This window comes from Vibrio crassostreae 9ZC13, from assembly GCF_000272045.2.
Classification (GTDB): domain Bacteria; phylum Pseudomonadota; class Gammaproteobacteria; order Enterobacterales; family Vibrionaceae; genus Vibrio; species Vibrio crassostreae_C.
On sequence record NZ_AJYZ02000042.1, the window covers coordinates 333,428 to 354,748 of the forward strand.

General features: G+C 44.7%; 21 protein-coding genes and 1 pseudogene. 14 read left to right on the plus strand and 8 right to left on the minus strand.

From position 1 onward, the window contains the following. Positions 1-172 precede the first annotated feature (172 nt). The 4 genes from ulaR (at position 173) to A136_RS20240 (ending at position 3,092) form a co-directional block, all read left to right on the plus strand. A complete protein-coding gene (gene ulaR / locus A136_RS20225; protein WP_017064005.1) occupies positions 173-928 on the plus strand; it encodes an HTH-type transcriptional regulator UlaR in 756 nt (251 codons plus the stop codon). A gap of 120 nt (positions 929-1,048) precedes the next feature. After that, positions 1,049-2,116 (plus strand): L-ascorbate 6-phosphate lactonase, encoded by a 1,068-nt coding sequence (gene ulaG, locus A136_RS20230; protein ID WP_017060922.1) that lies wholly within the window; start codon positions 1,049-1,051, stop codon positions 2,114-2,116. A gap of 67 nt (positions 2,117-2,183) precedes the next feature. After that, positions 2,184-2,426 (plus strand): hypothetical protein, encoded by a 243-nt coding sequence (locus A136_RS20235; RefSeq protein ID WP_017064006.1) that lies wholly within the window; start codon positions 2,184-2,186, stop codon positions 2,424-2,426. Between the two features lie 204 nt (positions 2,427-2,630). After that, positions 2,631-3,092, plus strand: a complete 462-nt coding sequence (locus tag A136_RS20240; RefSeq protein ID WP_017064007.1) for a hypothetical protein — start codon at positions 2,631-2,633, stop codon at positions 3,090-3,092. 43 nt (positions 3,093-3,135) lie between these two features. Here the strand turns inward: A136_RS20240 and A136_RS20245 are convergent, their stop codons facing one another. The 4 genes and pseudogenes from A136_RS20245 to A136_RS20260 all read right to left on the minus strand — a co-directional run bounded on the left by A136_RS20245 (position 3,136) and on the right by A136_RS20260 (position 7,609). Then, positions 3,136-5,367, minus strand: a complete 2,232-nt coding sequence (locus tag A136_RS20245; RefSeq protein ID WP_017064008.1) for a hypothetical protein — start codon at positions 5,365-5,367, stop codon at positions 3,136-3,138. A gap of 431 nt (positions 5,368-5,798) precedes the next feature. Then, positions 5,799-6,137, minus strand: a complete 339-nt coding sequence (locus A136_RS20250) for a hypothetical protein (protein ID WP_017060926.1) — start codon at positions 6,135-6,137, stop codon at positions 5,799-5,801. Positions 6,138-6,336: 199 nt separating this feature from the next. After that, a complete protein-coding gene (locus A136_RS20255; protein ID WP_017064009.1) occupies positions 6,337-7,311 on the minus strand; it encodes a Gfo/Idh/MocA family protein in 975 nt (324 codons plus the stop codon). Between the two features lie 3 nt (positions 7,312-7,314). Beyond that, positions 7,315-7,609, minus strand: a pseudogene (locus A136_RS20260) (putative quinol monooxygenase). Positions 7,610-7,715: 106 nt separating this feature from the next. Between A136_RS20260 and A136_RS20265 the strand changes: the two are divergent. Further along, the gene (locus tag A136_RS20265; protein WP_017064010.1) at positions 7,716-8,573 is read left to right on the plus strand and encodes a LysR substrate-binding domain-containing protein; all 858 of its coding nucleotides are present in this window, start codon (positions 7,716-7,718) and stop codon (positions 8,571-8,573) included. A 28-nt stretch (positions 8,574-8,601) separates the two neighbouring features. Here the strand turns inward: A136_RS20265 and A136_RS20270 are convergent, their stop codons facing one another. The 3 genes from A136_RS20270 to A136_RS20280 all read right to left on the minus strand — a co-directional run bounded on the left by A136_RS20270 (position 8,602) and on the right by A136_RS20280 (position 11,470). Further along, positions 8,602-9,810 (minus strand): winged helix-turn-helix domain-containing protein, encoded by a 1,209-nt coding sequence (locus A136_RS20270; RefSeq protein WP_017064011.1) that lies wholly within the window; start codon positions 9,808-9,810, stop codon positions 8,602-8,604. Between the two features lie 34 nt (positions 9,811-9,844). Continuing rightward, positions 9,845-10,492 (minus strand): DsbA family oxidoreductase, encoded by a 648-nt coding sequence (locus tag A136_RS20275; RefSeq protein WP_017060931.1) that lies wholly within the window; start codon positions 10,490-10,492, stop codon positions 9,845-9,847. Between the two features lie 180 nt (positions 10,493-10,672). Then, positions 10,673-11,470, minus strand: coding sequence for a Cof-type HAD-IIB family hydrolase (locus A136_RS20280; RefSeq protein ID WP_017064012.1), 798 nt, complete (start codon positions 11,468-11,470; stop codon positions 10,673-10,675). A gap of 262 nt (positions 11,471-11,732) precedes the next feature. Between A136_RS20280 and A136_RS20285 the strand changes: the two genes are divergently transcribed. The 5 genes from A136_RS20285 (at position 11,733) to arsB (ending at position 15,693) form a co-directional block, all read left to right on the plus strand. Further along, positions 11,733-12,896 carry a glycosyltransferase gene (locus A136_RS20285; protein WP_017064013.1) on the plus strand — a complete coding sequence of 388 codons (1,164 nt, stop codon included), beginning with the start codon at positions 11,733-11,735 and terminating at the stop codon, positions 12,894-12,896. After that, on the plus strand, positions 12,893-13,555 hold the full coding sequence (locus tag A136_RS20290; RefSeq protein ID WP_017064014.1) for an START domain-containing protein: 663 nt from the start codon (positions 12,893-12,895) through the stop codon (positions 13,553-13,555). Before A136_RS20285 ends, A136_RS20290 begins: the two co-directional genes overlap by 4 nt. A gap of 31 nt (positions 13,556-13,586) precedes the next feature. Beyond that, on the plus strand, positions 13,587-13,994 hold the full coding sequence (locus tag A136_RS20295) for a glycine zipper family protein (RefSeq protein ID WP_029235181.1): 408 nt from the start codon (positions 13,587-13,589) through the stop codon (positions 13,992-13,994). 192 nt (positions 13,995-14,186) lie between these two features. Then, positions 14,187-14,528: an ArsR/SmtB family transcription factor gene (locus tag A136_RS20300; protein ID WP_017064015.1), complete on the plus strand. Its 342-nt coding sequence runs from the start codon at positions 14,187-14,189 to the stop codon at positions 14,526-14,528. A gap of 109 nt (positions 14,529-14,637) precedes the next feature. Beyond that, complete coding sequence (gene arsB, locus A136_RS20305; RefSeq protein ID WP_017064016.1) at positions 14,638-15,693, plus strand: ACR3 family arsenite efflux transporter; 1,056 nt, start codon at positions 14,638-14,640, stop codon at positions 15,691-15,693. Between the two features lie 112 nt (positions 15,694-15,805). Here the strand turns inward: arsB and A136_RS20310 are convergent, their stop codons facing one another. Beyond that, on the minus strand, positions 15,806-16,693 hold the full coding sequence (locus A136_RS20310) for a LysR family transcriptional regulator (RefSeq protein ID WP_017064017.1): 888 nt from the start codon (positions 16,691-16,693) through the stop codon (positions 15,806-15,808). Between the two features lie 130 nt (positions 16,694-16,823). Between A136_RS20310 and A136_RS20315 the strand changes: the two genes are divergently transcribed. The 4 genes from A136_RS20315 to A136_RS20330 all read left to right on the plus strand — a co-directional run bounded on the left by A136_RS20315 (position 16,824) and on the right by A136_RS20330 (position 21,216). Beyond that, entirely contained in the window at positions 16,824-17,255 is a 432-nt protein-coding gene (locus A136_RS20315) for a PACE efflux transporter (protein ID WP_017064018.1), read from the plus strand. A 448-nt stretch (positions 17,256-17,703) separates the two neighbouring features. Next, positions 17,704-18,558: an MIP/aquaporin family protein gene (locus tag A136_RS20320; protein ID WP_004732234.1), complete on the plus strand. Its 855-nt coding sequence runs from the start codon at positions 17,704-17,706 to the stop codon at positions 18,556-18,558. Positions 18,559-18,617: 59 nt separating this feature from the next. Beyond that, entirely contained in the window at positions 18,618-20,138 is a 1,521-nt protein-coding gene (gene glpK / locus A136_RS20325; protein ID WP_017064019.1) for a glycerol kinase GlpK, read from the plus strand. Between the two features lie 292 nt (positions 20,139-20,430). Then, positions 20,431-21,216, plus strand: a complete 786-nt coding sequence (locus A136_RS20330) for a DeoR/GlpR family transcriptional regulator (RefSeq protein WP_017064020.1) — start codon at positions 20,431-20,433, stop codon at positions 21,214-21,216. Positions 21,217-21,321 lie beyond the last annotated feature (105 nt).

A 21,321-nucleotide genomic window follows, 5' to 3' on the forward strand; every position in this document is an offset into this window, starting at 1 on the left:
TAGATCACACGTGAAAATTATAAATACAATAAAATCAACCACTTATAAAACATTGTGATTAATGTCTGGTTTTTATAGCGATGTGGTTTGACAATCATGATGGTGATTATTAGAATCAAAACAAATCAAAAGTAATCATTAAATTGTCACAACGACAAAAAGAGTGATAAATATGAATGAAGTACAAAGACATAACGGCATCTTGTCGCTGTTAGAAGATATGCAGACAATCAACGTCTCTCATATTATTGATAAATTTAGCGTTTCTCCTGCTACTGCTAGGCGCGATATCGCTAAGTTAGATGAAGTTGGCCGACTTAGAAAAATTCGAAATGGTGCGGAACGAGTAGAAACTCAGAAGAGAAAGTGGTCACCACTGAATATCAACAGCACTGAGTTCTATGAAGAGAAATCAGAGATTGCTCAAGCAGCTGCAGGGCTTTGTCAGGCTGGCGATACAGTCGTGATCAACTGTGGTTCGACGGCTTTCCTACTCGGTCAGCAATTATGTGGCGATGACGTTCAAATCGTAACGAACTACTTTCCACTCGCAAGCTACTTGATCAACGAAGATCATGACGATGTCATCATCATTGGTGGTCAATACAACAAAGCGCAGAACATCTTTCTAAACCCTGCCCCTAATTCATTAGGCGGCTATGCGGGAAACTGGATGTTCACCTCAGGTAAAGGCTTAACCGATGCCGGGCTGTACAAAGCCGACATGTTAACGGCCGTAGCCGAACAACAAATGCTCGAACAGGTCGATAAGCTTGTCGTCGTGGTCGATAGCTCAAAAGTTGGACAACGTACCGGAATGCTCTTTTGCAGCACCAAGCAAATAGACATCGTCATCACCGGTAAAGACGCCAATCCCGAAGTCGTAAAACTGATTGAAGCTCAAGGGACGCAAGTCATCCTAGTTTAAATCGCAGGGCTAACTAGCCCACCAATAATAATAAATTTAGCTCAGTGCCTTAATCCAAATTAAGGCGCTCGGCTCCCTACATCCAAAATTAATCAAATTATTGAAATAAAAGGTATTATCATGAGCAATGTAAACGAAATCACTCGCGAGTCTTGGATCCTAAATACATTCCCTGAGTGGGGCACATGGTTAAATGAAGAGATTGAACAAACAGTTGTGCAACCGGGTACCTTTTCTATGTGGTGGCTGGGTTGTACAGGTATTTGGCTAAAATCAGAAGAAGGTGCAAACCTATCAATGGACTTCTGGTGTGGTACTGGTAAAAAAACACAAGCCGTTCAAAAAATGAAAAACCAGCACCAAATGATGCGTATGGGCGGTGTGGAAGCACTTCAACCAAACCTACGTACCGCGATCTTCCCATTGGACCCTTTCGCTATCAAAGAGATCGATGCAGTTATGGCATCTCATGACCACGGCGACCACATTGATATCAACGTTGCAGCGGCAGTTCTACAAAACTGCGGCGACCACGTTAAATTCATTGGCCCTAAAGCGTGTGTTGATTTATGGATGAAATGGGGTGTGCCAGAAGATCGGTGTGTTATTGCTAAAGTTGGCGACGAGATCAAAATCAAAGACGTGAACATCAAGGTTCTTGACGCATTCGACCGTACAGCTCTAGTGACACTTCCTGAAGGAACATCTTCCCTAGACAAAGAAATTCTAGACGGAATGGACGACCGTGCAGTGAACTACCTAGTAGAAACAACAGGCGGTTCAGTTTACCACTCTGGTGATTCTCACTACTCAAACTACTATGCTAAACACGGTAATGACCACAAGATCGACGTTGCACTGCTTTCTTACGGTGAGAACCCACGTGGCGTAACAGACAAAATGACATCTTCAGACATTCTTCGTGCTGCTGAGTCTTTGAACTGTGAAGTAGTTGTTCCGTTCCACCACGACATTTGGGCTAACTTCCAAAATGACCCGCGTGAAATCGAAATGCTGTGGAACATGAAGAAAGAACGTCTTCAATACGGCTTCGCACCTTTCTTCTGGCAAGTTGGTGGTAAATACACATACCCAACAGATAAAGGCCGCATGCACTACCAGCACTTCCGTGGCTTTGCAGACATCTTCACAAATGACCCAGAACTGCCATACCGCGCATTCTTGTAAACATTAAGAAAAGCACTAACTAGGGAGCAATGCGCTCCCTTTTTTATCATCGAATAAGGATGTTGATATGGTATTACGTGAGTTCAAAAAACATTTCAGTCGTGGCGACCTGAAAGCAGCAATTGGTGTCGTGTCCCCTGGAGCTAATGGTTATTACTTAATGGTCAAAAGTCATAAGTGGGGAGTAAACAGCTTTCTTGAATCCGACAGAAAAATGCAACCCAGGGTATTCAAGACTCAACAAGCTTTGTTGAACGCCGCTAAAGCAATCGGTTTTTCCTACCACTCGATTGATATCCAACATTTATAATCAAGATGGTTAGATATTGGGTTGATTCTGTTATCGGTGTCGCTTCGTAAAATAACCAAACATTCAGAGCCTGAATACCACTACTCCAAAATCATCTGTTTATCTACTCGACAAAAATAATTCTTACAATTAAGCGTTTATATTCATTAATAATATTGGCGGCGGGCGGCATAATAGCCGCGAATCCTTCTAACGAGTTTGGTTATGTTCTACAAGCGTCTTTTGGTATTGGCTTTACCGCTTACTTTTGTGTTTCCCATCCATGCTGAAACGTTTGGTGAGCGAATGGCGCGTATCGAACAAGAGAATGTACTGGCGAAAACCATGAGTGAAGAACAAGTTGAGTTGATACAAAAAGTCGTACAGACCAATCACTGCGCTAAAGTGGCGTTAACCCATCACCAACGCATTTTGGGCCAATATAAGGTTGAGACATCTTCTTCTGAGTTATTCGTAAAATGGCGTCAACTCGGTAAGCAGTTAGACGCTCAATACGAGATGGATTACCCCGGCTACCCTAAGCACGCTTTTCAAGAATATCCTGCGGCTTCAGGCAAAGTCGATGGCTACCTTTTTGCTCTAATCGACAATGGTTTAAACGAGCAATCGTGGATCGCCAAAGAATTTAAGCAGTGTAAAAAGAATAAGCTCATATCCCGAACCTAAGCTCTAGTCTGCTCTGGTTCGAGAGTGCTCACTCGCATTAGTTCTAATAAAGTAAGAACAGCCCTTCATAACCGCCAATTTCTATTTCACTCACATAGTCACCAACGTTACCGTTAGCATCAACAGGTTTCATTGGAACATCCAGCGCGATGGTGAGTTTTGCCGCGTCATAAAAGCTCGGATTCTTACCGTGGAAATCCGTGCGATACAACACACGACCATTGCTGAACTCTCTCGCTAACACCATGTCCTCAGGGCCACCAGCAACCACCTGATTTTCAGATTGATACATAAAGTACGTGAACGTCGGTAGAACGTGAGTGATACCATTGGGCAGATCAGCATGCACCATTTCGTTCATCGAGGAATCGCCAACGATGGTGTAGTCAGCAGGCTGAGGTGTCGTTGTCGAAAGCATCAAAGGAATCGGCGCAAAGCCATGTGGGATTTGATGACTCGGCTCTCCCAAGTCAACGGCCAATAACGAACTGGGTTGGTAGGCGATGTTTTTAGGGACACCACTTTGCCAGAAAGTGTCAGCCGTCGTATTGCCACTTCCATAGACGTAACCATTGTTCCACTGATTAAAGTAGCTATGTTGAGCGTGTCGATTGAGGTGGTAGATCGCTAGGGTCGAGTATTGGTCTTGCTTCCAATTATCTTCACTATTTCCAAGATACTGAACTCGCCCATAACGCGTTGTCGCCTGAAAAATAACACTTTGCCCATTGTAGGCGAGCGCAGAATTATCCCAGAATTTTGAGATCCCCGAGTAACCACTAAACCCAGTAGACGGAAAAATGTAGTGCTCGCGTAAATACAGAGAGCCCGCCTCGCTAAGATGAGACTGTCCATTTCGACCCAGTAAGTTCGCGGTTCCGATATTCAACCCAATCGACGCATCACTTTCTAAAGCAGAAAGATTTTTGAGAAACGCTGAAAATTGTTGCTTGTAGAGATCATCCGCTTGATTCGAACCCGCAACAGCTCCTAACTCTTGAACATGCCCGCCAGAGTGAACATAGAACTGGTTCGAGCCAATGAGTTTATTTGTGTCGTCGTTGTACGCACCATTCAAACCTTGTCTTGCCCAGCTTTGCTTGTAGTAGCGATGAATAGCAGATAGATAATCCGCGTTTGCGACGTTCGTTAGCGACCAAGATGAGTTAGCGCTCCACATTCGACCAAATGGCACCACTCTTGATTCCCAACGAAAACGTGCTGTCGCGTTCTTATTGGTTCGATTTCGATACTCGCTTGGCGACAAGTAGTTATCACCATCTAGGTCTGCAGACACATCAAAACCACGGATTTTTCGCCATTGGCTGATAGCATTGCCGTCCGGGGTTGAAGTCGGAGCATCGGTTAACTTGACGGTTGGAAAACTGTTTTTGAGTTTTACTTCTTTTAAACGCGGCCTGTCGTCGGCATTCTCACTTTGCCAACGAACTCTCACAACGTATAAGCGCCCACCATCTCTCAAAAAGGTTGAACCAAAATACTGGCCGCCGCCATAACTCGCACCGCTCCCATCATGAGTTGTAGCTCTTAACCAGTTATCCGGAAGGTTCCAGATCACCGATTGGTTTTTGGTCATATTGAGCGTTTTGTCTTTCTTTACATCAAGCCTTTCCCATTGTGAAACCCTACCCTGAGAATCAATAGCAGTTGGGTATTCAATCCAAAATTCACCGCTGCCAGCAAACTGTGAGAACTTAAAGGTCAGCCGTTCGAACTGTTCAGCATGATAGACATACAAAGCCCCACCCTGTTCGAAATTCTCAAACACATCGGCATCCCACGGAGGCTCTTGATACAACCAAAAACCAGCATGGTCTTCACTGGCTGTATAACCCAAGATCATAGGTTTTCGGTTTAAAAGGGTCTTTTCGCCATGAGTTTTATCAACTTCGGCAATGACAGTATCTTCAGAAAAATGCAGGAAATAGTCTTCGAAATTGAGGCCTTCTAACTCAGCTTGGTTACGGAGATCGTTCTCCAACCAACCCGAGTTCATCGCCATGACTTGGTTGTACATATAACCAATTGTCGTGGCCCGCTCATTGTCGGCTTTGTCGGCATAAGCTCCGAACACAATATCACTGTTGGAAATTTCCCAATCAATGACGGCATTCGTAGATAGTGGGGAGCCCAAAAGATCAACACCAACTTCATGTTGCCCTGGCAGCACAACCGCTGTACCAACAGCAAAAGCGTAACCAGCGATTAAACATGACGGTATGAGTGCGAGCAGCCCAGAAATGTAGGTTTTCATGATTCAAATTTCCTAATCGATACTGTCATGCCTTAAATCACAAAACGAAAAGTCAGCCAACTTACGTGTCAATTTAGGAATCAAAATACGAAAAAAGTATCGACTACATGGCTCTATTGTTCAAGTGCTCGTCTGTCTTGTTTCATCGGTGGCAAGTAAAACGAGCAAATGCCGATTCAAAATCAATGCATTAAGGAAAATATAAGTTTTTGTGATTTTAATTTTATTTGGAAACCAAGTATCTCCGGCTAACGAGAAATCAGCTCAGATTTTCTCAAAATGAGAATAATACGGTTTGGAAGATGAGAAGTTATCAGAGCCTAGAACTCAGAATAGGACTTGGATTTGCTGTATCGAATCTCAGTTTGAGCGCCACACTATTGAAACTCAATTTGGATAGGCTGTCTAAACAAGAACGATGACAACGCTCCTTAAAGCCTCTTGTTCCACTTCCCTTGATGGTCGCGATCGCAATTTTCTTGCGTATCGTAGCTAACATGCTTATCGATATTCTTCAGTTGAATTCCAACTTGATTGAACGCTTGTTGAATAGCCCCTGAGACACTCTGTTGACCTTCGCCACTTAAGAAGTTCGTTCTATCCTGATTGGTATCGAATACACAGACAATTTTCAAACTTTGCGGAAAAGATGAGAAGTTGACCGAGTGAGTCACCCATAAAAAACCATCGAAGCCTTTCAGCGTGTCTTCACAAACGTCAGTTAACACGTCTCTGATTTGATTCTCGATTTTCTTATCTGATTTACGCATGCGGCAAAGGTCCTATTTAACACCTTAAAAAATAAGGTTTTTCGGTCAGTTTCGTACTACCTGATATTGGACACTGTGGCGGTTTCAAATGCAAAGTATTTATTGGGGAGAGTCGACTGGAAGATATAGAGGAAACGCCTCATGTTTGATAGCTTACGAGGCGATCAAACATGAGACGAGTATAGAATTTACTAAAACATTAGCTCGCCGCTTGTTCCCAATCAGTTAATAACTTCATGATTACGCGAGAGTCTTGGTGGGTTGCCATTGGCGCAGCAAGTTGTGTATCACCTTGCTCAACCGCTTGGCGGATATTGCGCGCTTGATAATGGAAGCCATCGCCTTGCGCTTCGACTTTTACTTCACGTGTCGATGTTTCGTAGATCTCAACCGTGAATGTGTTGTCTTCGGTCGGTAACCATGGGTTGGTGTCGAGAATGATACAGCCTTTACTGCCTAAAATCGTAAAGCCATGCTTTAAACCGTGGTCTTCTGCAGTATGGATTTGCGCTGTGAAGTGGTCGTTGAAGCGCATCATCGCCGATGACTCGCAGATGTTACCATCTTGACCACGTCGGCCAATGGCTGAAATCTGCACGTCATCAAACACACTCTCACCAAACTGGTGTTGCGCGACAGAGTGAATCAGTGACATTGGGTAACAACCTAAGTTGTACAACGCGCCTTTGCTCGCAGGGTTAACGAACTGGTCAATCGCCGCAACGTATGAACCCTGAATTGAGCGCACTTCGCCAATCTCACCTGTCGCTAATTCTTGATGAAGCTTAGCGATAAGCGGGTGATTTAGATACATCAAACCTTCTGCGAAGAACACGCCAGATGCTTTTACCGCTCGCAGAGCTTGCTCGGTTTTTTCCATATCAACCGATAACGATTTTTCACACAGGATCGCTTTGCCTTTTTGAGCCGCTTTAATCACGTATTCGTGGTGAACGTGATTTGGTAGAGCGATGTAGATAATGTCGACTGACTCATCTTCAATCAGAGCTTCATAGCTGTTGAAGGTTCGTGTTGGTTGGTATTGGGCTGCAAACTCGTTAAGTGTTTTTTCAGTACGACCAGCGACAGCATATAGCTCGCTTTGAGCATCGCCTTTAATCGCATCCGCCATTACGCCTGAGATAAAGCTGGTTCCTAGGATTCCCCATTTCATGGCTTAGATCTCCTTCTTATGAGTTTCAAATGCTTGTACTAATTCCGTTATATCACGCTCAATAAACGCTTGAGTATGAGGCATTCCAAAGTGCTGATTGATCGCTTCACGGTTAACGTATTGCTCTAGCAAGATCGCTTTGGCTTTGATCATAGGTTGCAATTGCTTGTAGGCAGCCCGGTTCGCTTTGCATGTCTAAACAAAACTGTTCGATAGCTTCGAGCGCAGCTGCTCGTTCTATGTTGGTTTTGATCTTAAGTTCGGCAGTAACAAAGATAGTTTCATTCGTTTGAGGCATTGCACGCTCTTATTTTAGTTAATTATCGGTTTGCCATTAATATAATTAACCCCTAATAATTGATAAACTCACGTTTTGTTTATTGTTTATCAACCAAGAATGTTCAATGGATAAGTTAACCAGCATGAAAGTCTTCGTCTATGTGGTGGAACAAGGTAGCTTTCGCAGCGCCGCAAACCACTTCAACCTGTCGGCGACCATGATCAGTAAGCATGTCCATTCATTAGAAACCAGTCTGAACTCTCAGCTGATCCACCGCACCACGCGTAAGCAATCGTTAACCGATTCAGGACAGCTTTACTATCGTGAGTGTAAGCGAATTCTCGAAGACATCAGCAATGCAGAGAACCTGATTCAAACCTTGGAAAATCAACCACAAGGCACGGTAAAAATAAACTGCCCTGTCACCTATGGAAACAAGGTACTCGCCCCTATCGTAGCTAAGTTTCTCGCGCATCACCCAACCATTAACGTTGAGCTGATGTTGAATAATGACCTTGTTGATCCTTATTCATCTGACATTGACCTGATTGTGCGAATTGGTGACCTATCCGATTCAAGCTTGGTCGCAAGGTATTTAGGGGATTATGAGATGTGTTACTGCGCGGCGCCCGCTTACCTAAACCAACATGCTGAAATCAGAGTATTGGAAGACTTGGCGCAGCACCCATCGCTTGGATTCAGTTACAGCAGCCAAGCTCCTCACGCCACACCGAATAAAGAACGTGTGCGCTTGATGTCGAATAATGGTGATGTGTTGCGGTATGCCGCCCTGCAGGGTGTGGGCGTGTTGTTGCAACCGACTATCTTAGTCGCAGAAGAGATTGATCGTGGAGCGCTGTTGGAAATCCTACCCGGCATGGCGCCGTTACCAAAGCCGATTCACTTGCTCTACAAAACCAAGCAACTGTCGTTGAAGAACAGAACCTTTGTCGAGTTCTTGTTAGCTGCGTTTGCTGAGTAACTAAGCGCTTTCTAAACAACAAAGACCGCTAGACTGTTTGCCATTGGCTCATCAAGCGCTTGCCAAGATCAGAGGGCGTGGTGTTATGGACGATCATCTCATCACATTGGTTGAACACCATGAAGTGTTTTAGTTCATCGCATAAAGCATGAACCAACAACTCATGGTTTTTAATTCGCTCTTCCACAACCAAGTTACGGATATTGAGCAAACCACTCTTCCTGTCGACCTTGCAATCCATTCGTGCCACCAGCTCACCTTGCCACAGAATCGGTAAGCTAAAATAACCAAACTGACGCTTGGCCTCTGGAACATAGCATTCTAGGAGGTAATCAAAGTTGAACAATGATTGCATTCGCTTTCGTTGAATCAGCAGGTTATCAAACGGAGACAGTATCTTAAGCTTGGTTCTGGAAAGAGGTTGATTCAGCAGTTCAAAAGCACCTGGCAGGACATAGTAATCAGAGCCTTGAATATCTACTTTCAGAACCTGCTTATCTTCAAGCATCTGTTGGAGTGCTCTCTGAATCAAAGGCTTTGTGTTCTTGAGTAGGTAGCTCATTTCCGACGCTATTCCAACTCCGTTAGCCTCTAAATAACGTGTTATCAGATGCTCGATGTACTCTTGTTCTGTCGGCTCAGAGGTATCAATTCCGCTCGGTAAAACTCGCTCGGTTAGGTCATACACCTTATGAAAGTTAACTCGGCTTGGCACCATTAAGTCGCCTTGCATGAACAATGTTTCTAATGCTTGCTTGGCCGGTTTACCGCCCCAACCGCCGGGGTTTGGCCTATCCCCTTCAAAATCTTTCGCCATCAACGGCCCTTCATTCTCAATACGTTTGAGAACATGAGCCATCAGTGCGTCATTCTTTTTATACCAATGCTTGAGCTTACCGCTCGCAAAGCCATTCTTGCGGTGTAGGCTGAATCGGAAGTCACGCATGGGTAAATACGCGGCGGCATGCGACCAATACTCAAATACTTCTCGACGCTCTAACAGCTTATCAAGATGGTTCAGTTGGTAATCTTGATTGCGATTCCAAAGCGTGTGGTGGTGAGCTCGCTGAATCACAGAGATGGTATCAATTTGCACATAGCCAAGGTTTTCAATCGCAGACAACGTGTTCGCCAAAGCGCCCCCATTGCGTTGCTTTTTAGGTGGCAACTTCTTAGGCGGCAGCTTTTGCGAAAGCAATACCAGTTTTTGCACTTGAGCGAGTGACAGTGATTCCATGAAATTCAGACTCTAATTGATAGCAATGATCCGTTTATGATTCAGCAATAAGCTCTTGAAGAATCTGCTTGTAGGTTTCTACCGTCTGCGCGCCCGTTACTGCACTCTTACGGTTGAACACCACAGTAGGAACCGCAGAGATCCCCATGCGTTGCCATTCAAACTCTTGCGCTTCAATTTGCTTCAAGTTGTCGGTGTTCTTTAGGCGCTTCAGTGCCTTCGTTGAGTCTAAGCCAACCGCTTCAAGCTCTTGTGCAATGACTTCAAGATCGGACAGGTCTTTTTGCTCTGTGAAGTGAGCAGCAAAGAAGCGTAGCTTTAACTCAGTCTGTTTGCCGTGCGCTAGTGCAAAATCGAGAAGTACATGTAGATGACGTGAATTGACCATTCTCATACTGTCATAGAAATTGAAATCGAAACCAACCGCTTGGCCGCGAGCCGAAAGCTGTTCTCGTGAACGTTGGCTCTCTTCTGCGCTAGAACCGTATTTTCTCATGATATGGGCACGCAGGTTTTCGCCCTCTTGCGGCATGTCAGGGTTAAGCTCAAACGGCTGCCATTCAAGTTCAATCTGGTCTTCTAAACCAAGTTCCGCAACGGCTAGCTCTAAGTTTTTGTAACCGACTACGCACCACGGGCACATTACGTCAGAAATAATATCAAGTTGAAGTTTCTTGCTCATAATCATTCCAAATATCGTTACTAAGGCGTATCCAATTCAAAGTGAATACCCATCTTTCTGGTTAGACTACAACAAGCTGAACACTCGTTCAAATTTAACTCAACACAACAGCAGCCAACAAAAAAGCCAACTCATTTTCACGAGTTGGCTTTGATAAAAATCGAATCTAGCTTAAGAGCGTTACGCTAGCAACTTCTCAAGTACTTGGAACACACCCGCGTCAACGTTACTTGGCGCGCCAAAACGCGCGATCTCTTTTAACTTTGGATGCGCGTTTTCCATCGCGTAAGAGTGGTAGCTCTCTTTAAGCATTTCCAAGTCATTTAGGTAATCACCAAAGCTCATGGTCTGCTCGTAAGTGAAACCTAATGCGTTCTGTAGATGTTTAATCGCCGCACCTTTTGACGCTTCAGCGTTCATCACATCTAACCAAATTTTTGCGCTTACAACCACTTGGTAGTTCTCACCGAATTTGGCATCAATAGTTGGGTTCACTTTCTCTTGTGAACCGTCGAAGTGACAGATAGCCACCTTGATGAAATCGTCTTCTACCGCCAGTAAGTCTTCTACTTGCTCACGGCGATGGTAGTACTTAGAGATCTCCGCCAGAGCACGCTCATCTTTGGTTTCGATGTATGCCGATTTCTTACCGCATAGCACCACATGCGCGCCTTCAATAGCTCGAGCTTCTTTAATGATCTCTTTAATGGCATCGGTATCAAGCAAGCAGCTGTAAAGTTCTTGGCCTTTGTGCATCACTAATGTGCCGTTTTCAGCAATAAACATCATGCGATCTTTAAGCGGGGAAAATGTTTCTAGCAAGCTGTAATACTGGCGGCCAGACGCGGCAGCAAAAATAATATCTTGCGCTTCTAAGCGCTCATAAAGATTGAAAAACTCTGGGTCGAGCTTTCCATGCTCATCGAGTAAGGTGCCATCCATATCAGTCGCGATAAATTTGATGTTTTGTTGGGGCATGTCGGGCGTACCTATTATTGGATTATGATCATTCGTTATCTTGAGTAACGGTTCTGGGTTCGATTATATCGCTAGAGTCGCTGGTGAATACAATGCTTATTTTACCGCCTGTCAGTCACTGTTTCACATCTTTCCAAGGCAAACGCTAACAGAAGCGCATTCCAGTTTGAAGGGTTAAGTCCTACATACAAGATGTGCGTTAGGTCACACTCCACTATATTCTTTCCTGTCTCTCCATCACTTTATTCCGACCACAGTCATTATGATTTTAGCTATTATTACGACCTTGCTTTGCATCGTTACCGTCAAGTTTCTAATCACACTTGCGAACTTAGAGCGCCATCGTATTCACATTGAACCTAAAATATCGTTCAAAAGAACTGAGTGGCCGACTGTTTCCGTCATTATTCCTGCGCGAAATGAAGAAGACAATATTGAAATCAGCCTTGGCTCTCTATTGAAGCAGAGCTACCCAAAAGACAAGTTTGAAGTCATTGTTGTTGATGACTTTTCTACTGACTCAACCCGTGCAAAAGTAGAAGCATTGATCAGTAAGTTCGACGTTAACGCGCGCTGTATTTCAGGTAGAACGTTACCGACCGGATGGCTTGGTAAGAGCAATGCATGTATGGCTGGCGCACTCAACGCGAGCGGTGAATATGTGTATTTCATTGATGCAGATACCGATTCAGCACCCGCGATGCTACAGAGCGTTATCGACTTTGCTATCCAACAAAAAACTGATCTCTTATCGTTTAATCCAAAACAAACTTTTGCGTCTGTGGCAGAAAAAGCGACCTTGCCGGGCATCTTTCTATCGATCGCATCTTATATGAACTTTAAAAACTCGAACGACATGACTAAGGAAGAAGCGATTGCTAACGGTCAGGCGATGTTGTTTACCCGAAAATCCTACGACGCAGTCGGTGGACACGCCGCAGTAGCAAACGCGATATCGGAAGACATCGCCTTTGCAAAAGTCATGAAGGTCAATGGATTTAAGATTTTCTGGGCATTTGCAGACAAACTAATGAGTACGCACATGTATTCAGACTTCAACTCAATCTGGGCTGGCTTTTCCAAAAACATGAATCTTATTGTGAATTGTCAATCGCAAGCACAAGCTTTAAAAGTCTTCATCAAAGCCAACATCATCGCATGGGCGGGACCGCTTTTGATGCTGGTATCGGCGAACGCCTTCATCAGTGACATGTCTGCCATTCATGCTTATTCGCTCATTGTCAGCTCTGTGATGCTCTTGGTGTCGATCGTCACCTACTTCATTTTGGTTAAGGAACTGTTTGTTCCCGCAAAATTTGCGTTAACCGTACCCTTCGGTATTTGTGTTCAAAGCCTACTCGTGCTGAACAGTTACCGCTTATCTAAAACCAATAAAATCAGCTGGAAAGGGCGCTCATTAACATGATGAATAAGATTATTACTTTGCTTCTTCTTGCTTGTTCAGTTTCGGTGTTTGCATCAGACACCGATGGCTGGTCACTGGCACGCGATAAAAAAGGCATCGAGGTTTATAACCGTAAAATTGAAGGCAGTCACTTTAAAGAATTTCGAGCAGAAGGCGACATCAACGCGTCCCTCACTTCTATTATCGCACTCTTTATCGATACCTCTGTTAGCACGCAATGGGTAGAAAACATCGATGACATGGAAGAAATAGAGCATTTTAGTGCGGCGCACACGATCACCAAAACCTATACCAAGGCACCTTGGCCAGTTGCCGATCGTGAAGCTATCGTAGAGAACGTCATCACTCAAGATCCAGAGACGATGGTTGTCACCATTGATCAGCATGGTAGGCCTGATTACCTGCCAAACAATAATAAAAAAATCATCAGAGTGGCTGAATTAGAGGCGAGTTGGATCCTGACACCAATCGACGAAAACACCACCCATATCTCTTATCGAGTATTGAGTGATCCAGGTGGCGATATTCCGTATTGGCTCATTAACATGGTGGCCGTTTCTCAGCCTTACAACACGCTTCGCGGGTTATCTAAGATGTTGGATTCTGGTGAGTACACCGATCGTCGCCTTGATTTCATCGAGAACTACACGTCACTTTAACAATGCAATGAATACTCTAGAGGTCTATATTGTGAAATTTCCATTCTCTCCAATCGCAGCGATATTGCTTGTAGCATCAAGTTCAGTATTTGCTAATCAAATCATTGTCGATACTAAAGGTGTTGATGAAACACAGTATCACGCCGATCTGTATGAATGTGAGCAATACGCTCAACAAGTGAAGCCTGAAGAGGTCGATTCTCTTGGCAGCGATATTGTCGGTTCAACCGCTAAGGGTGCAGCGCTGGGTGCGGTTGGTGGAGCCGTCTCTGGCGGGAGTGGTCATGATGGTGCAAAAATTGGTGCTGGCATCGGTATTATCAGCGGCGCTTTAAAGCACGGTGCTCAAAAAAGACAATCCGCCGAGCTATCTGAGCAGCAGAAGTTTCAAGTGAATCGTAACTGTATGATCAACCGAGGCTATACCGTTCTTAACTAGCGGATAACCGAGCAAAATGGCGTTTAATCGATGTTCACGCCATTTTGCGTAGCTGAGTCAAAGCAGAGTTCAACCATAGTCCCTGAATCGCCACCTTAGAGTTCGTTCAAATAGACAGTGAGCATTGACCCCTATTTAAAATAGGCTTATCATTAATCGTCTTTTAACGATTAATGAAAGTGAGACGTCAATATGAACTCAACTTGCTCGACATCTGGTGGCTGTTCTCTGCCCATCGAACACGGTGATGCTAAAGCAGAAAAGCAAATGGCCGCACTGGCGAAAGCACTCGCTCACCCAGCAAGAATACGTATATTGAGTATCCTTTCCACGTTAGAAAAATCGGGCGGCTGCTTGAACAGTGATCTGGTGAGTGAATTGGGTTTAGCTCAATCAACGGTATCAGAGCACTTAAGAATATTGAAAGCCTCAGGTTTTATTACGGCTGAGTCGATTCCGCCGAAGATGTGTTACCGCATCGACCGCGACAATATTCAACGCTTCGAATCGATATTTAACAGCATTTTAAAATAGAAGTTCACGCTTGAATGATCGGCTTTGATAGCCTTTACTTTTAAGCGTGTTTTTTTGCCACAACCAATCGTTTTTCGACGATTAACGATATCAACAAAGAGAGATTATCATGAAACCAAAGTTAGGTTTTCTAGATCGCTACTTAACACTGTGGATCTTTATTGCCATGGGCCTTGGTGTATTGCTTGGCACCCTGTTCCCACAGATCGAACAGTGGAATGAATCGATGTCGGTTGGTACCACCAACATTCCGCTTGCGATTGGCCTTATCTTAATGATGTATCCGCCTCTTGCTAAGGTTAACTACAACCTATTAGGCACCGTGGTCAAAGATAAGAAAGCGATCAAACTATCTCTGATCATGAACTGGCTTGTTGGCCCTATTCTGATGTTCGTATTGGCGCTAACATCCTTAGGTGACCACCCAGGTTACATGGTCGGCGTAATTCTGATTGGTCTTGCTCGTTGTGTGGCGATGGTTCTGGTTTGGAACGACATCGGTGGTGGTAACAAAGAGTACGGCGCGGCATTGGTTGCTCTAAACAGTGCATTCCAAGTGGTGAGCTACAGCTTTATGGCGTGGTTGTTCATCAGCGTTCTACCACCGATATTCGGTTACGAAGGCATGATGGTTGATATCTCGATGATCGATATTACACACAGTGTACTTATTTACCTAGGTATCCCATTCTTAGCGGGCTTCCTAAGCCGTAAGATCCTTGTGTCGATGAAAGGCGAGCAGTGGTACAACGATGTGTTTATTCCACGCATCTCTCCAATCACACTGATTGCACTACTGGCGACTATCGTTCTGATGTTCAGCCTAAAAGGCGAGATGATTGTAGAACTGCCAATGGACGTATTGTTGATTGCTGTTCCACTGACTATCTACTTCACAGCGATGTTCTTCATCAGCTTCTTCATTGGTAAGAAGATGGGTATTGAATACGACAAGAACGCATCAATTGCATTCACAGCGACAGGTAACAACTTCGAGCTAGCGATTGCCGTTGCTATCTCAGTATTCGGTATCAACTCAGACCAAGCGTTTGCCGGTGTTATCGGTCCACTGATTGAAGTACCTGTGTTGATTTACCTAGTGAACGTGGCGCTTAAGATGAAAGACAAGTACTACAACGGTCAGACGGTTAAACCTAGCGTCTAGCGTCTACATCTAGAGCTGATAAAAAGCAGCATCACGTCAAACAGAAAGGCTCACACGTTAAACGGTGAGCCTTTTCTTTATTCAGTTTGATCCAATTTAAGTCTCATCCAGTTTACGTTTCGTCTAATAAGCCTTTCAAAGCTTGTTCAAGCCAAAGTAACGCAGGGCCTTTAGAGCGTGTTTTAGACAGAACAAGATCAACGGGCGGCGACCATGTTTTGTGATCGAATGAGACATTAATCTCCACTAAACGCTGCTTATTCAGCTCCTCTTCGACAAGGTGCCTAGGTAAGTAGGCCCAGCCAATATCGCTGCCGAGTACCATCTCTTTGATCACAATAAAGCTGTTTGACCACCATACCTTACCGGCAATCAGTGGAAACTGGTCCATCACCTTGCCTTTGTCTCCCCTCAACATTAACTGACGATGCGGGAGTAAATCAGAGAGTTTCGCCACACCTGTTTTTGCGAGCGAATGACTTGGATGACACACAGCAATAAACGGTAAGTGCCCAATAAAGCAAGGTTCAGAACCGACATCAAAAGCCAAGTTAGTAAACATTAATCCAATGTCGGCCCTCTCTTCGATAATTAACGGATTGACCTCTGTCGTGGTACACGCAACCAGTTCCACTTCAGTCGCAGGGAATTGTTGACTGAACTGACTAAGGATCTTAGATAGATTCGGGACCAATAGTGAATCATCTAATGCAATTTTGATGAGCCCCTCTTCACCACTGCCCATCGCACTAACCGTCACATTCAGATCTTCAACCTGAAGCACGATCGCTTTCACCTGTTTAAATAACTGCTCGCCCGCTTTGGTTAGTGAAGGCTTTCGAGTCGAACGATCAAAAAGCTCAACATTAAAATCTATTTCAAGATTACTGATGCCTTGGCTCACCGCCGACTGCACCTTCCCCAAATGACGAGCACTGGCAGAAAATGACCCTAATTCAACGGCATACACAAACATTTTCAGTTGTTCAATGTTGTACATTCGGTGTCTCCCAAAACTTACTATCACTGAATATGATACTAACTATCTTTATATTATCACTTAAGTAGATATTATCTAGCCAAATCATTAGCCCATCGGCGGCTATTTAATCGTAAAGAGAGTTAGAAAAATGTCACATAAAGAACGCATGTTGCACATGGTGCTATTTGAATTGGTTGCTTTGGTTTTGATGGCGGGGCTTGCAACCTATATTACAGGAAACGGCGCAGGCGAAATGGCAGGCTTAGCGCTCGCAATATCATTGATAGCGATGGCGTGGAACTACGTTTACAACTATGGCTACGACAAAATTTACGGAGCAGACCGAAGCAAAAGAACCACGAAAACACGTATCCTGCACGGATTAGGTTTTGAGCTTGGCTTAATGACAGTGACTCTACCTGTCTTGATGTGGGTTCTACAACTCGACTTCCTAACCGTACTGATCATGGACATCGGCCTAGTTATCTTCTTCGTACTTTACGCGATTGCGTTCAACTGGGCGTATGACTCAGTTCGAGATCAATTGGTTGCGAAAGGAAAAGTGGCAGCTCTGGTTTAGAGCGGTAAGTTCGTCTCGTATAACAAGAACATACACCCAAATTAAAACTGCCAAACTACAACATAGTTGGCAGTTTATTCATTTATGCATATAAGCTCATTTGTTAACGCACTTGTTACATAGCAAAAACATCACACAGCCCTCCCTAATTAAGTCTAATAATCCGCCACTCACGAAGTAGCATCACAAATCCAAACATAAACTCCTCGTACCAGTTGCGCATTCATTTACATATAGGTAGTTTGAGCGGCTTCGCAACCTATCAATTCGAGCAATGACGTTCATGCGAGCATCTTTTTCGAGCAAAAGTGTTCGGATTAACATTTTAAGTGACTTTAATTAACAATTTTATGCTCAAACGCTCACTTTTGATGTTCGTTTATTTTCGAGTTCGCAAATATATGCACAATACACGTGCTAGATAAGCAAAACTAAAAAGGACTCGAACATGACAACAAACAAACACCCTTCTTTATTTGGGCAATGCTTGGCTGAATTTATCGGTACAGGATTACTCATATTCTTTGGCGTTGGCTGTGTGGCCGCTCTGGTATTAACTGGTGCGACATTCGGACAATGGGAAATCAGCATCATCTGGGGCTTCGGTGTTGCGATTGCAATTTACTGTACTGCCGGCGTTTCAGGCGCACACATCAACCCAGCCGTAACGATTGCACTGGCCATGTTCCATGGCTTCGATAAAGCGAAAGTGGTGCCTTACATCATTTCGCAACTGCTTGGCGCTTTCTGCTCTGCAGCATTGGTTTACAGCCTGTACAGCAACCTATTTACTGACTACGAAATCGCACATAACTTCGTTCGTAGCAGCCAAGACGCACTATCAACTGCTGGTATCTTCTCGACTTACCCACATGCTTCACTTTCTTTCTTCGGCGCTTTTGCTGTGGAATTCGTGATTACAGCAGTGTTGATGTTTGCCATTTTAGCGTTAGGTGATGAGAACAACGGCGCATCTCGCGGTGCAATGAACCCTCTACTGATCGGTATTCTTATCGCGGTTATCGGTGGTTCTTTAGGTCCACTGACGGGCTTTGCAATGAACCCTGCTCGTGACTTCGGGCCAAAACTGTTCGCTTACTTTGCAGGTTGGGATTTCGCACTAAGCGGTGCACGTGATATTCCTTACTTCATCGTTCCAATTCTTGCTCCAATTGCTGGTGCGTGTTTTGGTGGTTGGTTGTACCCACGTGTTATCGGTGCTTACCTACCAGTAGAAGGCCAAGGCTGCACAATTCCAAACCAATGTGAAACAGAAGAAGAAGCTGAACAAGCTCAAGCTTAATCCCTAAGCGACCTTACATTTACTAAAATATAAATAACGAAAGAAAAAGGATTCTTACCATGACCGAGCAAAAATACATTGTTGCCCTAGACCAAGGCACCACAAGTTCTCGCGCTGTAATCCTCGATCACGATGCAAACATCGTTAGTTCTTCTCAACGAGAATTCACTCAGATTTACCCGAAAGCGGGCTGGGTTGAGCATGATCCAATGGAAATCTGGGCGACTCAAAGCTCTACATTGGTTGAAGCTTTGGCTAAAGCAGGCATTCGCAGCGATGAGCTAGCCGGCATTGGTATCACCAACCAACGTGAAACTACTATTGTATGGAACAAAGAAACTGGCAAACCGGTTTACAACGCAATCGTATGGCAGTGTCGCCGAACTGCCGACATCTGTGAAGACCTTAAAGCGCGTGGCCTAGAAGACTACGTACGTGACAATACTGGCTTAGTCCTTGACCCGTATTTCTCAGGTACCAAAGTAAAATGGATTCTAGACAACGTTGAAGGCGCTCGCGAAGACGCTGAAGCTGGCAAACTACTGTTCGGTACGGTTGATACTTGGTTGGTTTGGAAGATGACTCAAGGACGTGTTCACGTTACGGATTACACTAACGCGTCACGTACTATGTTGTTCAACATCAACGACCTATGCTGGGATCAAAAGCTACTTGATGAAATGGGGATCCCGTCATCAATGATGCCAGAAGTGAAGCGTTCTTCTGAAGTTTACGGTCAAACGAACCTTGGTGGTAAAGGCGGTACTCGTATTCCAATCGCGGGTATTGCGGGTGACCAACAAGCTGCACTTTACGGTCAAATGTGTGTAGAAGCAGGCCAAGCTAAGAACACTTATGGTACTGGTTGTTTCCTTCTAATGAACACAGGCCAAGAGAAAGTCACATCGAAAAACGGCCTTCTAACCACACTAGCATGTGGCCCTAAAGGCGAACCTGCATACGCACTGGAAGGTGCAGTATTCATGGGCGGCGCATCAATCCAATGGCTACGTGATGAAATGAAACTACTGGCTGGCGCAGAAGACTCTGAGTACTTCGCAACCAAAGTAGATTCTTCAAACGGCGTTTACGTAGTCCCTGCGTTTACTGGTTTAGGCGCACCATACTGGGATGCTTACGCTCGCGGTACGATTGTTGGCCTGACTCGTGGTGTTAACTCTAACCACATCATCCGTGCAACCTTGGAAGGTATTGCTTACCAAACGCGTGACGTACTAGACGCGATGCAAGCGGACTCTGGCATCAAGCTAGCAAACCTACGTGTTGATGGCGGCGCAGTAGCGAACAACTTCCTAATGCAATTCCAATCAGACGTGCTTGATACTGAGGTTCACCGCCCTGAAGTAACGGAAGTAACGGCTCTTGGTGCCGCTTACCTTGCTGGCCTAGCGGTTGGTTTCTGGGACAGCATTGACGAGCTTCAAGACAAAGCCGTTCTTAACCGCACCTTCATGCCGCACCACGACGAAGAGAAACGTAACCGCCGTTACAAAGGCTGGAAGCGTGCAATCAAGTGTGCACAGGTTTGGTCTGAACTGCACGATGACGACGAAGAGTAATACTGAGTATTCAGCTCATCGTTAATCATTAATCGTTGACCTAGGAACTCGAGCAGCCTCATCGATTAGATTGCTCGAACCTCAGCAAACGAAACTAAAAAGAGCACTATTTTGTGCTCTTTTTTGCGTTTCAGGCTCAAATTCCACTTTTTGACCAGCGTTTTTGCGGTTTAGACATGATTCCTTACCATCATTACTTCTCTCTTTTCATCAATTCGAGCACAATAGCGTGAGTTTATATTTTCGATTTTGACGCGCTAGAGCCCTTTGCGCGCAGGGAGTGGTAAGTTAAGTGAAGCAGATACCAAGACACCAGCAGATTGTAGATCTGGTAAAAACACAAGGATATGTGAGCACCGAAGAGCTCGTTGAAAAGTTCGATGTCAGCCCACAAACCATCAGACGAGACCTCAATGAACTTGCCGATAGAAACAAAATTCGTCGCTATCATGGTGGTGCAACCATTCCTTTAAGCTCGGAAAACACCTCTTATAACACGCGTAAAGCGCTTAACTTCAACGAAAAAGACGTGATCGCCGACGAACTGGTTAAGCACATCCCAGATGGTGCAACCCTGTTCGTTGATATCGGCACCACGCCAGAATCAGTGGCACGTGCACTCAATAAAAATCACAAACAGCTAAGAGTCGTCACCAACAACATTAACGTTGCCAGCATCCTTCTTCCGAACCCAGAGATCAAGGTTATCTTGGCGGGCGGTGAAGTACGTAACCGCGATGGCGGTATTGTTGGCGAAGCGACACTCGACTTTGTAAAGCAGTTCCGCCTCGATTTCGGCATCTTAGGCATCAGCGGCATCGACTTTGATGGCTCACTGCTCGATTTTGATTACCACGAAGTTCGTGTAAAACAAGCCATCATCGAAAACAGTCGCAGCATCTTCTTAGCCGTCGACCACACTAAGTTTGGTCGTAACGCGATGGTTAAGCTCGGCAATATCTCTCAGGCCCACATGGTGTTTACTAATAAGCAGCCACCGGAAGAGATTCTCAACATCCTTAAAGATTCGGCAATACCATTAGAAGTGATCGATACCGCTCGTCCTATGAGCGAATAACTAAACATAAGAGCTCAGTGACGCCACTTTCTTAAATGAATCACCATTCTTTATAGAAAAGTTAATAAAGTAAAACTTGCTCGCTGTCACTGTCGCTTCTATGCT